Consider the following 13,674-nt stretch of genomic DNA (forward strand, 5'->3'; position numbering starts at 1 on the left):
ATGAAAAAGAAACTACAAGAAATGCTACAAAAGAAAGAAGCACGTAAAAAGGAATTAGGGAAAAAATCTCAGTCAACAGAATCTGTAGAAGAATTAAGAAGCATTAACGCTGAACTAGAAACTCTTAATGCAGAAATCGCTGAACTGCGAAGCATGGTCGATAATTTACCAGACGAAGAAGGAATAGGTGCTGGGGAAGAACGCAATCAGCAAACACCAGAACAGCGAAATACCCCACAAGGACAGGTTAATGTTCTGGGAACATACGGTTTAAATCAAAATCAATCTAATCCAACTGAACAACGTTCAGCAGATCCGTATGATACTCCTGAATATCGTTCTGCATTTATGGATTATGTTACAAATGGTAAGAAGTCCGATACGCTAGAATTCCGAGCTGATGCTACAACAGGAACTGGTGATGTAGGAGCTGTCATTCCAACAACGATTTTAAATAAAATTGTTGAGAAATTAAAGGATTATGGCCGTATTTATTCTCGTATTACAAAAACTTCTATGCAGGGCGGAGTAGAAATACCAATTTCTAGTGCCAAACCAACAGCAACTTGGGTATCTGCAGGAACCATGTCCGATAAACAGAAGAAATCGGTAACGGGTAATATCTCATTTTCTTACCACAAATTGCAATGTCGTGTAGCGGTTGAATTAGTTGCAGGTACGGTGGCAATGCCAGTATTTGAGGATACTGTATCAGACAATATCTATGAAGCTATGATCGTTGCAATTGAGGAAGCTGTGATTAATGGTACTGGCGTAGGTCAACCATTGGGTATTACCAAAGACACCAATGTACCTGCAAACCAAATTGTTGAAGTTTCTGTTGCTGATTTTGGCAAGTATCAGAAGTGGACTGAGCTATACGGGAAAGTCCCTCGTAAATATCGCAGCGGTGCGGTTTTGATCACTGCAGATGCCGACTGGAATAAGTATTTACTAGGAATGGTAGATACAAATGGACAGCCTGTTGCACGTGTGAACTACGGATTGGACGGAACCCAAACAGAGCGATTCATCGGTAAAGAGGTTCTGCCACTAGAAGATTCCCTGCCATCTATTGATGATGCAGCAGCTGGTGAAGTTGTGGCAATTCTTGTTAAGTTACCTGATTACATGCTAAATAGCAATATGCAAATGACATTCAAGCGCTATTTTAACGAGGACACAGACGAATGGATTAGCAAGTCTACTTTAATTGCTGATGGTAAACTTTCTGATCGCAACGGGGTAGTACTTATCAAGAAGGCTGCAGACCCTGCAGTATAAGGTGGTGGTCTAATTGACTACCGAACAGCTTAATAACTTAATTATTGAGTGTAAAAAGGGATTAGGAATTTCCATAGAACCTAATGAGGCAATCGATGGAGTAGTAAAGCAGAAGATTTTGATTATAGTTGCTTACATGAAAGGCTCTGGCGTGAACGATGAAACTATCGCAGAGAATGATTTATCGACAGGTGTTATTGTTCTCGGAGTGACTGATCTATGGAATTTAAATTCAGGGGAAGTTAAGTTTTCCCCTGTTTTTAATACATTACTTACACAATTGGCGGCAGGGTGATCAAATGCGATTCGATAAGCAAATTACTCTAATTAAACAGGAATATGGAGAGGATAACATTGGAAATCCAATACCTGTTGGAGAGCCACTGAAAAGAAAAGTTCTGGCCAAGGAAAAATCAGTTACAAGAAATGAATTTTATTCTGCAGGTAATACAGGATTAAAGCCTGAAATTGTATTCAATATGTTTCGATTTGAATATGAAGGTGATGAATCTATCATATTTCAGAATAAGGAATACAAGGTTATTAGATCTTATGTCATTAATTCAAAAGAAATTGAATTAATATGCGAAAAGGTGATAGGTGATGGCTAATAGTTCTAATATAGCTGATGAAATAACAAAGGCATTAAAAGATTATACATCTGAGGTAAGTGAAGGACTGGAACAATCTAAGTTAGAGGTAGCTAATGAGACAGTTAAGATACTAAAAAGGGATAGCCCTAAAAGCAACAGAAAATCAACGAAGAAGTATGGAAAAGGTTGGGCTAGAAAAAAAGTCAGTACAGCCCAGGTAATCTATAATCGGAATAAACCTTCATTAACTCACCTTTTAGAAAAAGGACATGCTAAAAGAGGTGGGGGAAGAGTACCAGGAAATCCTCACATTAAACCTGCTGAAAAACAAGCAATTGAAAAGTATGTGAAGAAAGTTGAGAAGGTGATTAAAGGATGACCTTGATTGAATTAAACCAACTACTAAAAGCCACTGGATTACCAGTGGCTTATTCTCATTTTAGAAATACTGAATCATTATCACCACCTAGTCCACCTTTTATAACGTATCTCGAATTAGACTCTAATAATTTTTATGCGGATAACAAGACTTATAAACAAGTAAGAAATGTAAATATTGAACTTTATACTAACAAAAAGGATCTAGAAGCGGAGAGTAAAATTGAAAATTTACTAGACTCCAATGACATTCCGTATGAAACAACACCTACAGAATGGATAGAATCCGAAAAGCTATTTCAAAAAATATATGAAATTGGAGTGATATAAAATGGAAAAAATGCTTATTCCATTAGATCTGCAATTCTTTGGAAACAAGGTAAAATTTGGATTAAAAAATGTCCACTTTGCGACATTTTCTAAAGACCCAACTACTGGTGCTATTACTTATGATACACCTATACCAATACCAGGAGCTGTAGAAATTAGTCTAGAGCCACGAGGTGACATGGTTGAATTTTATGCAGATGATATGTTGTATTATTCTGCTCCGAATAATCAGGGATATGACGGAACATTATCTATCGCAAATCTTCCTGAACAATTCGAAATTGATGCTCTAGGTGAAGAAAAAGACGAAACTGATATGGTTTTAACTGAAAAGACAACAGCAAAAGGTAAACCGTTTGCTTTCTTATTCGAATTCGATGGAGATGTTAAGGCAACTCGTCACGTATTATACAATTGCACTGCAAACAGACCTACTGTATCTAGTGCTACAAAAACGAATTCTGTTGAACCAACACCAACAGAATTAACATTTGTTTCTAGCCCACGTGACACAGATTACGTGGTTAAGAGAAAAACAACTGTAACAACCCCTGCAGCGGTTTACGATTCTTGGTATTCAACTGTGTTCGAAAAAACAGCTCCGGCAGTTTAATGAGGTGAACTAATGGAAAAAACAATCACAATAGATGGAAAAGACATTCGATTTAAATCAACTGCAGCGGCACCATTACGATATAAAGCGCAGTTTGGACGAGACTTTTTTGGTGACATACTTAAAATGGCTCCGTTAGCTAACATTAGTAAAAAGGATACAGATAATCTACCGTTAGAATCACTAAAGCACATTGATTTTGATGTGTTTTACAACATCCTTTGGACAATGGCTAAAACAGCAGACAAAAGTATTCCTGAACCAATGGAATGGCTAGATGGATTTGATGAATTTCCGTTAATGGAAATTTTCCCTCAAGTTCAAGATCTGTTATTAAAGAATTTAGGAACTAAAAAAAAATAAAAAATAAAGAATCGGAAGGTGACCCACTCACTACCGATTCTTTTTTCGTTTTTTGTAAGGCTGCTGGTCTTGATCGTCATGATATGGAAGATATGACAATCGGAATGTGCCTTGATTTTATAGAGGAATACAGTCGTCAACGAAATCCTAATGGTACTAATCAAGTCAGAGATGCGAATCAGTCAGACTTTGACAGATTCTAATAAGGTGGTGAGGCAATGGCTAAAGGTATAAAAGGAATAACCATTGAGTTAGATGGAAATACGAAGCCACTTGAAAAAGCACTTTCTGATGTTAATAAGCGTTCAAGAGACCTACAAGGTGAATTGAGATCCGTAGATAGACTGTTAAAGTTTAATCCGGATAATGTAGAATTGCTAGAACAAAAACAAAAGCTTTTAAATGATCAAATAGAAAACACATCTGACAGATTAAATCGGTTAAAGAATGCACAAAAACAAGTAGAACAACAGTTTAAAAGCGGAGAGATAGGCGAAGATCAATTCAGAGCTTTTCAACGTGAAATAATAGCAACAGAAGGACGCTTAGACAACTTTAAAAAACAAGCTAAAAATACGTTTGACCAGATTAATAGTAAGCAAGCTGTTAACAAGGTTAATCAAGTTGGAGATGCATTTAAGCGTGCAAGTAAAAGAGCGAGAGACTTTGGAAAAGAAGCAAAAGATTCATTTTCAGGGTTAGGCGCAGCTAGTGCTGGTGGAGCGGCTGCTTTAGGTGGTCTTGTAGCTGGTACATCAGACTATAACAAGGTACTAGCTAGATTAAGAACTAATGCATCAAATACAAACGCTGACCTATCGATTGTTGAACAAGCATTTAATAACTTAGTAACTGTTACAGGAGAAGCAGATGCAGCAGGAGAAACTATAGCGAATTTACTTGCAACAGGAGTGAAAGATACTCAGTTATTGGACTATGTAAACCAGTTAAACGGTGCATACATTCAATTTAGTGACACATTAAAAACAGAGGGTATTGCAGATGGTATCCAAGAGTCATTTGCAGTTGGTGAAGCTACTGGTCCATTTCTTGAGTTGTTAGAAAGAAGCAGCGTTGATATTGATACGTTTAATTCGAAATTACAAGAGGCGAAATCAGAAGGAACTGGATTAGATTTTATCCTCCAAACATTAAGTGAAAATGGATTTGCAGGCATAGCAGAAAAATACAGAGAGCTAAATCCAGAAATTGCAGACAACGCAGAAGCGAATCAGGAATTAATGAATTCATTAAGTGATTTAGCAATTCTATTTACACCTTTAATCACTAGTCTTACAGATTTTTTGACAAAGGTGATTGATTGGACAAAAGAAAATCCTAAGTTAGCAAAAACAGTTGCTATAGTAATTGGTGTGATTACTGGATTGAGTGCGGTGTTTGCTATCCTCGGTCCTATAATAGCAGGCTTGACTAGTCCAATTGGTCTGGTTGTAGCTGCAATCGGGGCGCTTATTGCTGCAGGTGTATTTCTTTGGAGGAACTGGGATGAGATAAAAGCCAAAGCTTTTGAAATTTGGAATTCAATACTTACATTTTTCTCTGAATTGTTTAATTCCATTATGTCTGTTTTCTCGAATGCTTTAGATTGGATCGATGAAAAGACTAATGGAAAATTCAAATCGGTGACTGATGCAATTCGTAAATATCTAGAAATGGGTAAGAAAATTGTAGGGAATGTAATTGAGTTCTTTAAGAACACATTTAAAAATGGTCTAGATTTTTTAAAGTCTCTTGTCACGCTTGATTTTAAGGGAATGAAAGATGCAATAGGAAATCAGATGTCGAATATAAAAAATACAATTGCGAACATCTGGAACAATGTAATGGATTTTTTCAAAGGAATAGATCTCTTGCAGATTGGTAAAGACATCATCAGAGGCTTGATAAATGGAATAAAAAGTATGGCAAAAGGCGTAATTGATGGAGTGAAGGGTGTCGTTGGAGGAGCGATTGAAGGAGCTAAAAAATTGCTTGGAATTGCTTCACCTTCTAAGGTATTTAAACAATTTGGTGTTTTTGTGGACCAAGGGTTTATAAATGGTATTGAATCGATGACAAATAAAGTTGCAAAGGCAGGACAGGATATGGCTGATTCAGCTATCCCTACAATTTCAAGTATTCCAATTGAGGGTATTGATACTTCTAGTATAAGTACTGATTTATCAGCACAGCAACTACAGAGGAAACAACAAATTACTATACAGCCTGCACCAGTTTACTTAAACGATCAATTAGTTGGAGAAATTATTTTTGATATGATGGACCAAGGTTTCTCGTCACAGATTAGCATGAATGCATACCTAAAGGGTGAACCAGTATGAGAAATTTAATTCATTTATGGGATATAAATGGCGTAAAAATTAACTTATCTAAATATGGACTAATTGGAAGACGTTTGATTGTGCCTTCTCCATCTTATACAACCACAGAAGAAAGTGTTGAAGGACGACCGGGTAGTATAGTTCTTGGTAAACAATTAAATCCACGTCCATTAACTGCTATCTTCATTGTTGAAGCATCGGATTATGCAGATGTTCTATTATTGAGAGATGAACTGTTCAATTTATTTAGAGATAAGTTCTATGTTGGTGAAGTTGATCAACCAGGTAAAAGATGGCTAGTTGAATGCGAAGCTCAATGGGAGTTGGATAGAATAAATATTAATACTAGTTCTATAGAAGTTCCTTTAACAGCTAGGAAAGGGTTGTCGGAATCAGTCGAAACTTCTTTAACTCCATTTGAATGGGATGCCAATATGTGGCAATGGGGAATGGGAATTCCTTATGATGATTATTCATATGAGCACACAACTAACAAATTCAAAATTTATAATGCCGGCACTGAGATTGTAGATCCACGATACATGGAATTAAAGATTACAATTAAAGGGAGCGCAACTGAATACGTGGAGTTAATAAACCTAACTACAGGTGAAACTTACCGGTATAACGGTGTTCTACAAGCAGGCGATACTTTAGTAATAGACAAACTAAGAAGTACCAAGAACAGTCTTTCTGTGTTCCGAGATACAAATAAGAAATTAATAACGCTCGCACCTGGTCCTAATGATTTTGAAATTATAGGGGCATCGGTCGAGCGTATTTCTTTTGACTTTCGATTTTACTATGTATAGGAGGTTGGTGATATGCAGCTACATCGCACAGATACACCATTCAATAGGGATGAACGAAATAAACAAAATGAAAATTGGGAGGCAATTGAACAAGGGTATAACAATGTAGTTGAAACAGTCTCCATTAAAGCATTTAACGAAGTGGTGAATGCAGCGAAGTTAAATTGGCAAAATCCTGTAGACACATACGAAGATATCACACCAACCTATCCTAATCCAGAAGAAGGTTGGGCGGTTATGGCGAGGAAAGATTCTTCTGATTATCCAACTGGACCAGATGATGAAAGACGCGCAGGTACCGTTTGGCGTTATACTGGAACTGAGTGGAAGGCAATACAACAAATAGATCCTACTGTTATTAATGAAGTAGATACACGACTTACCGAACAGTTAGACCAAGCTAAGATTGATGAAAATGGTTTTGTTTACCCTTCCGTAAAAGACCGGCTAGACACAGAACATGAAGAAGTTACCACACAGTTGGCACAGGAAACGAATAATATAGAATCTTCTAGTGTAGTTTTTAAGAAAATGAATACCTCCCCAACATCCACGTTGGGAAATCAATTAACCATTTGTTGTTGGGGAAACTCATTAACTGCTGGAAATGGAGCTAGTGAAGGTGGAGATTGGCCAACTAGATTAAAAGAATATCTAAATCAAATCTCCCGTTCAGGTCAAACAATAAATATCATAAATCGTGGTGTTGGTGGAGACAACACAAAAATGAGCGATGAAAGATGGCCAACACCAAGCGGTGCAGATATAACTATCTTATTTTTAGGTACTAACGATTACGATCATGTAAGATCAATGGAAGAATTTACGTATCACTACGAGAACATTATGAAAAGAGAACTGAATAATGGTACGAGCTTAGTTCTTGTAACTGCACCTCAATGGGGTTCAAAGGATTGGATGGTTAAACCATCCAATGGCTCACTGCAAGATTACAATGAAGTAATAAAGGGCTTAGGCAGAAAATATAATGCGCCAGTTTTAGATTTATTCGCTGAGACAAGAAACCTAGATGCATCAGCTTATAAAGACGGAGAGGGAGTACCAAAGATACACTACAATGACGTTGGTTATCAAATGGTTTCCCAAAAAATTGCAGCTATGATTGGTTTTCAAGCTCCGACAACTATAAACCCATTAAAGAATGGTGGTTTTCTAGGTGTAAGACCTGCTGTTGACGGTATTAAATTTCAAGGTAATTACTATTATCTTGACGATCAGGTAAGATATCCTACTCCAGGAGAAACAAATGTAGGTAGAGGATTAGGGGTTCAAACTGCTGACACGGAGTTGGTGTTTTATTATGGTGTCTATGTTGAAGAAGATAACCTTGCGATAATCCCGTCATTTAAATTTACTGCAATCGATGGGACTGAAAAATTAGAGGTATCAATTAACAATAATAGCATGCCAATAAACTACAATAACTCTTTAATGTATTATACCGATGTTACCAGAGGATACCCAACTTCACGATTAAATCTAACAAATGCAAATTTTCCTAATGGGTTTGCCTTGCCGAATGTAACTCAAAACTTCTATAAATCACCAGCAAATGCAAAATACTTGATTTTCCCTACAAAGGGATACTACACAATAAAAGTATCCATGAAATATTGTGAGTTTCATGGATTCGATTTAGTGTCAGCAAATACAATGATGTTAATGCGATCAAGAACAGATACAGGTTGGGTTCCTTTTACCGTGCAAAATGGTGCTGTCAAACAAGGGAGTGCCTCTTTAGAAAATGTATATAGGATTGAAAGAAGAGGTAATCTAAACGAAGTTACGGTGAGATTGAATTTAACAGGGGTTCAAGTAGGTGTGACATTTGCTCAATTACCAAGTAACGTAGCAGATGGAATTGTTAAACATTTTTGGCTGAATGATAGTAACAAGCCTATCCGTGTTGCTGTGGGGGCTACAGGTGCAATAGCTACAGGCGCAACACCTACATCTACCTTAATTGGAGAATTTAGTTATAAGATTTAATGGTAAATGGAGTTAACAGTGCGGTAATAGACACTCTTGTTAGGGTGTCTATTTTAGATTAAGTCGAAAGAGGTGAAATCTTGATAATCGTTAAAGATTTGCTGCAAAATGAAGAGGCATTAACAGACTTTAATGAATTTACAAGGGTTCGAAAAGTGAATGGTGAAAAAACTGTATCCATGACTGTCATTCCGTCTGGTAATAATGAGTATTCTTATCCGATGGTTGAAGAGGAATCGACAGTTATTCATGACGACGAAGAATATATTATTAAGAAGATGTCAGAGAGGTCTGTTGGTAAAAGAACTATAAAGCGTATTGATGCAGTGCATAAATTCTATGTCGACCTAATTAATAAGCAGCAATCAAAAATTCACAACGGATCGATTACCTTTAATAACTATATGAACCTTGTCTTTGATGGTACCGGCTATTCTTTTTTAGCAGAGGATGCATTCGGTGCAGAGGAATTTGAGAATCTTGGGAATGATACTAGGCTTGCGCTTCTTGCAAAGGGATTAGAGCGTTTTGAAGCTGAATTAGAACTTGTAGGTACTCAAGTTAGGTTTAAGAAACGTATTGGCAATGACACAGACTTCCAATTCCGTTATGGCCATAATATCAAAACAATCGAAAGAAGCGTGGACACTACCAATCTAACAACTATCATTCATGGTAAGTGGAAAGATGGAACTGAATTAACCTACCGAAGTCCTAACGCTGATATATTTGGTGAAATTGAAGCGCCATTATTTACAGATGAACGTTTTAAATCCAAATCAACAAGACTTGAAGCAATGAAGAAGAGTTTAAATGATACACCGGAGTTTTCCATTATAATTGACTTTGCTGATTTACGTGCTGCAGGATACCCTTATACAGTGCCGAATGAAGGAGATAGCGTATTTGTCATCTATGAACCTATGAATGATTTACTAATTGAAACACGTATCCTCGAAATCAATGAGAAGTTCGATGCTAACTTAAAACCTATTAAAACAACTGTCACCCTTGCAAATTATAAAAAGACCTTTGCTGGAACGATGTTTAATAACGTTCAGAAGCAACTACGCAAGATAACTAACGATGATGGCATGATTAAGTATGATGTCCTCGATGAAGCTGTCAGAATTGCAACAGAAGCATTGCAAAGTGCTCAAACAGAACTAATCTTTGACAATGGAATAATTGCTCGAGACAAAAACGATCCTAACAAGATCGTTTTATTTAATTCTGCTGGTATTGGTATTAGTGAAGATGGTGGTCAAACTTTTAATACTGCTATGACGGGTGAAGGTGTAGTAGCTGATGTCATAACTGCAGGTATTCTACGAGGTATTGTTATTCAAGGTGTTGAAATCAATGGTTCAGAATTTAATACCATAGGTTCTTCTAGCGATGTAATAAGAATTGTAGATGGAACATTGGTATCAAAATCAGGTGATGACCAAACAACTTTGAACAGTGGTACATTTGAAATCAAAACGAAATATAGTAATGGTTATGGTAGATTACTAATTTCACCACAGGGTTTTCAGTTTTTTGCTGGTGAAACAGAAGACTCAATTAATCGTTATTTAGGAAATTTTACTTTTGCTATTGGTCCTAATTATTCGGACTGGGTAACAAAAATATTCAGTACTGGAGAAATATCTACGAATGACAATATGTATGCAAATGATTTTATTACTAATTCAACTGAAGACATTAAACAAGATATTGAGAAATGGGAAGAAAACATTTTAGAAGTGATAAAAAATGCAGACTTATGCAAATATCGGTTAAGGGCAGATGTTGAAAAAGGTATTGACCATTGGAAGTATGGGTTTGTATTAGGCCAAAAATTTAATACGCCAGGACACGTTTTATCGGATAGTGGCAGTGCTATTGCGCAATATTCCATGAACAGCTTATCTATTAAAGGGATTAAAGATTTAATAACCGAGAATGAACAAAGAAAAGTAGAAAATGAGCAATTGAAATCTAAAATAGCAGAGTTAAAAACTTTAGTAAGTGAATTAACCAATAGAATCGTAGCAATAGAAAACGCCAAATAAGGCGTGTTTTTTTATGGTTAAGAAGGTGCTAATAGAATTGAATATATTAATGTGTTCTAGAGAAAATAAGGGGTAAATAGTTAAGGGAAGTGCTTATTATGGATCAAAATCAAGAGGTTTTGCTTGCAGAAATAAGAGAACAAGCCAGGAGGACTTACGAATTAGGACTTGATTATTGGAAAGAATATTCAAGCATTAACGACCTTCAGTTCTGGATTATTGTATTGATGGTAATTGTTCCGTTAGTAATATTGCTAATTAAAATTGATACTAAAGATACATTATTATTGGCTTTTTACGGATTGAATTACCATGTTTGGTTTGCTTATACTAATTCTGCAGGTATTAAAATGGGTTTATGGGAATATCCCTTTGAATTATTACCTATATTACCTAGTTTTGCATTAGATGCATCTCTAGTACCTGTTTGTTATATGTTGGTTTATCAATGGACACTTAATCATAAGAAAAGCTTCTATTTCTATTCCACTCTATTATCAGGGATATTGGCGTTTGTTTTTAAACCTATTCTAGTCTACTTTAATTTTTTTCGAATGTTTGATGGGATAAACTATCTTCATTTATTTTTGTTTTACATTGGCTTTTTCCTAGTCTCGAAGGGAGTGACGAATATATTCTTGAAAATACAGAAGAAGTAGCGTAAAGCTATATACTATTACTTAAAAACTAAATATTTTCAGTGTAAAAGGCACTCAATTTATAAGGAGTGTCTTTTTTATGTCTAAATTTCGGAGGTAAACATGACATTACAAGAACTAACTTATCTAATTACGGTGATTTCATTTCTGGGTGGAATCGCTATTTTTTTGTTCAAAAAGATTGTTATCGAACCATTACAGAAATCAATCAATTTACTTAATGACACTTTGAAAGGGTTCAAACTTAGTACAGATAAAGAGCTAGAACTTCACGAAAAGGAAATTGATTACCTTAAAGAAAAAACAACCAGGCATGACGAACAAATAAAAACATTATTCTCGAAGGGAGGTGAGTAGTTATGAAAATTAACTGGAAAGTAAGGTTTTCAAAGAACAATGTATTATTTGTGCTGAGATTTGCAGCTGCATTGTTAGTTCCTGTATTGGGGTATTTAGGTTTACAGTTTGAAGATATTACGTCATGGAATAAAGTCGGGGATATATTGCTTCAATTTATTTCTAACCCATACCTGATTGGACTGACAATTTTTAATGCATTCAACATCCTCCCAGATCCTACAACATCAGGACTGTCAGACAGTAAAAATGCATTAACGTATATAAAACCTAGAAAGGATGTTGCGTAATGAACATCAAGGGGATTGATATATCCAAACACCAAGGAAGGATAAACTGGGATAAAGTGAAGGCTGATGGTGTTCAATTTGCTATGATTCGAATGGGTTATGGATTAGCATATGAAGATGAATACTTTGAACGTAATGTAAAAGAATGTGAACGAGTCGGTATTCCTTGGGGCGCATACCTTTATTCGTATGCACTAAATGTTGAACAAGCAAAACAAGAAGCTGTATTTGCACTTAAGTTGCTAAAGGGTAAGAATCCCACTTATCCAATTGCTTTTGATATGGAAGATGCCGATCAATATAAAAAGAAACATGGAATGCCTAGTAATGCTGTATTAGTTGATATGTGTCATGCTTTTTTAGATGTTGTAGAAAATTCTGGTTATTATGTTTCTCTATATGCTAGTTTGCATTGGTTGAATACTAAATTAAACAGCTCTAAATTAAATCGTTTTGATAAGTGGGTTGCGCAATGGTCGGACAAGTGTACGTATAAAGGTAGCTTCCAAATGTGGCAGTATACAAGTTCTGGGAGTGTAGATGGTATTTCTGGAAGAGTAGACATGAACTATGCCTATCGTGATTTTCCAAGCCATTACAACCCTAAAAAAGAGGAAAAGCCAAAAGAACAGCCGAAAGATAAAGTACAACATGTTTCAAATCAGGTAAAGTCTCATGTAGTAAAAGCTGGAGATAACCTAACTAAAATAGCCAATAAATATGGCACAACTGTTGCTGTGTTAGTTCAGTTGAATAATATCAAAAACAAAGACCTAATTTACCCAGGACAAAAAATTAAATTGCCTAATGGATCCGCATCAAAAACTAGTAAGAAGTATCATACTGTAGAACGTGGTGATACCGTTTCAGCATTAGCTAATAAATATGGTTCAGCATGGTCACAAATAAAGTCATGGAATAAATTAGATAGTAACTATACAATTTATCCAGGACAAAAATTGCGAGTGAAATAAGAAAGTATAAAGTTTAAAAATCTCATTCTATTAATCGAATTATTTAAAAAAGCCCAGCTGCGGAAACAGTTGGGCTTTTTTTATGTTACTTATCATATGGTCGGTATTTTTCTTGGAGAGACTTAGCTGCTTGTTTTCTTTCTTCAACATCTTCACGTAAAAACAACTTATCTCTACTTACTTCTTTTATTGGATTTAACTTACCTCTTTTTACAAGTGAATATAAGCTTTGTCGCGTGATATCAAGAGCTTCAATAACTTCTGATGTTGTCATTACTTCATTTTGTACTGCAACAATAAAATCATCTTTAGTTTTTGAAGTATATCTCATAATTATTTGCTCCTTTTATTTGGAAGTAAAAGCTTTATGATGAATATTAAAAACCAAAGAATTGACACCGAGAAACCAATCCAACTTAATACACTCATATTACTAAAATCTAATTCAACTAGATAAGCAGCTAAAATAATGAACACCAGAAAGTCTGTTGTGGATATTCTTTTCATAATTTTATGGAGAATGTGGTATAATATTATTGGGAAGGGGAGTTGTTCTCCCCTATTGTCTTAGTCCTTATCCTTGCCGGTTATTCTATCGTATATATCAAGTAG

Annotated in this window: 16 protein-coding genes; 15 read left to right on the forward strand and 1 reads right to left on the reverse strand. The window is 35.6% G+C overall.

The window, feature by feature from the left end:
- From ABC228_RS00615 to ABC228_RS00685, 15 genes are all read left to right on the forward strand, one after another.
- Nucleotides 1–1,284 (forward strand): phage major capsid protein, encoded by a 1,284-nt coding sequence (locus ABC228_RS00615; protein ID WP_345823153.1) that lies wholly within the window; start codon nucleotides 1–3, stop codon nucleotides 1,282–1,284.
- A gap of 13 nt (nucleotides 1,285–1,297) precedes the next feature.
- Complete coding sequence (locus ABC228_RS00620; protein ID WP_345823154.1) at nucleotides 1,298–1,579, forward strand: hypothetical protein; 282 nt, start codon at nucleotides 1,298–1,300, stop codon at nucleotides 1,577–1,579.
- 4 nt (nucleotides 1,580–1,583) lie between these two features.
- Nucleotides 1,584–1,895 carry a phage head closure protein gene (locus tag ABC228_RS00625; RefSeq protein WP_345823155.1) on the forward strand — a complete coding sequence of 104 codons (312 nt, stop codon included), beginning with the start codon at nucleotides 1,584–1,586 and terminating at the stop codon, nucleotides 1,893–1,895.
- A complete protein-coding gene (locus ABC228_RS00630) occupies nucleotides 1,888–2,256 on the forward strand; it encodes an HK97 gp10 family phage protein (RefSeq protein WP_345823156.1) in 369 nt (122 codons plus the stop codon). Before ABC228_RS00625 ends, ABC228_RS00630 begins: the two co-directional genes overlap by 8 nt.
- A complete protein-coding gene (locus ABC228_RS00635) occupies nucleotides 2,253–2,585 on the forward strand; it encodes a hypothetical protein (RefSeq protein WP_345823157.1) in 333 nt (110 codons plus the stop codon). The genes ABC228_RS00630 and ABC228_RS00635 overlap by 4 nt, the downstream gene beginning before the upstream one ends.
- A 1-nt stretch (nucleotide 2,586) precedes the next feature.
- On the forward strand, nucleotides 2,587–3,198 hold the full coding sequence (locus ABC228_RS00640; protein WP_427902201.1) for a major tail protein: 612 nt from the start codon (nucleotides 2,587–2,589) through the stop codon (nucleotides 3,196–3,198).
- A 12-nt stretch (nucleotides 3,199–3,210) separates the two neighbouring features.
- Entirely contained in the window at nucleotides 3,211–3,561 is a 351-nt protein-coding gene (locus tag ABC228_RS00645) for a hypothetical protein (protein WP_345823158.1), read from the forward strand.
- A gap of 218 nt (nucleotides 3,562–3,779) precedes the next feature.
- Nucleotides 3,780–5,903, forward strand: a complete 2,124-nt coding sequence (locus ABC228_RS00650; protein WP_345823159.1) for a hypothetical protein — start codon at nucleotides 3,780–3,782, stop codon at nucleotides 5,901–5,903.
- Entirely contained in the window at nucleotides 5,900–6,715 is an 816-nt protein-coding gene (locus ABC228_RS00655; RefSeq protein ID WP_345823160.1) for a phage tail family protein, read from the forward strand. Before ABC228_RS00650 ends, ABC228_RS00655 begins: the two co-directional genes overlap by 4 nt.
- Nucleotides 6,716–6,727: 12 nt before the next feature.
- The gene (locus tag ABC228_RS00660; protein ID WP_345823161.1) at nucleotides 6,728–8,725 is read left to right on the forward strand and encodes an SGNH/GDSL hydrolase family protein; all 1,998 of its coding nucleotides are present in this window, start codon (nucleotides 6,728–6,730) and stop codon (nucleotides 8,723–8,725) included.
- Nucleotides 8,726–8,805: 80 nt separating this feature from the next.
- Nucleotides 8,806–10,782: a phage tail protein gene (locus ABC228_RS00665; RefSeq protein ID WP_345823162.1), complete on the forward strand. Its 1,977-nt coding sequence runs from the start codon at nucleotides 8,806–8,808 to the stop codon at nucleotides 10,780–10,782.
- Nucleotides 10,783–10,880: 98 nt separating this feature from the next.
- On the forward strand, nucleotides 10,881–11,441 hold the full coding sequence (locus tag ABC228_RS00670) for a CBO0543 family protein (RefSeq protein ID WP_345823163.1): 561 nt from the start codon (nucleotides 10,881–10,883) through the stop codon (nucleotides 11,439–11,441).
- 102 nt (nucleotides 11,442–11,543) lie between these two features.
- A complete protein-coding gene (locus ABC228_RS00675) occupies nucleotides 11,544–11,798 on the forward strand; it encodes a hypothetical protein (protein ID WP_345823164.1) in 255 nt (84 codons plus the stop codon).
- A 2-nt stretch (nucleotides 11,799–11,800) separates the two neighbouring features.
- On the forward strand, nucleotides 11,801–12,088 hold the full coding sequence (locus tag ABC228_RS00680) for a phage holin (RefSeq protein ID WP_345823165.1): 288 nt from the start codon (nucleotides 11,801–11,803) through the stop codon (nucleotides 12,086–12,088).
- Nucleotides 12,088–13,062: a glycoside hydrolase family 25 protein gene (locus tag ABC228_RS00685; RefSeq protein WP_345823166.1), complete on the forward strand. Its 975-nt coding sequence runs from the start codon at nucleotides 12,088–12,090 to the stop codon at nucleotides 13,060–13,062. The genes ABC228_RS00680 and ABC228_RS00685 overlap by 1 nt, the downstream gene beginning before the upstream one ends.
- An 85-nt stretch (nucleotides 13,063–13,147) precedes the next feature.
- Here ABC228_RS00685 and ABC228_RS00690 read toward each other — a convergent pair whose 3' ends face one another.
- Nucleotides 13,148–13,393: a helix-turn-helix domain-containing protein gene (locus tag ABC228_RS00690; protein WP_345823167.1), complete on the reverse strand. Its 246-nt coding sequence runs from the start codon at nucleotides 13,391–13,393 to the stop codon at nucleotides 13,148–13,150.
- Nucleotides 13,394–13,674 lie beyond the last annotated feature (281 nt).

Origin of the sequence: Ornithinibacillus xuwenensis, assembly GCF_039614845.1 — a bacterium.
Classification (GTDB): domain Bacteria; phylum Bacillota; class Bacilli; order Bacillales; family Amphibacillaceae; genus Ornithinibacillus; species Ornithinibacillus xuwenensis.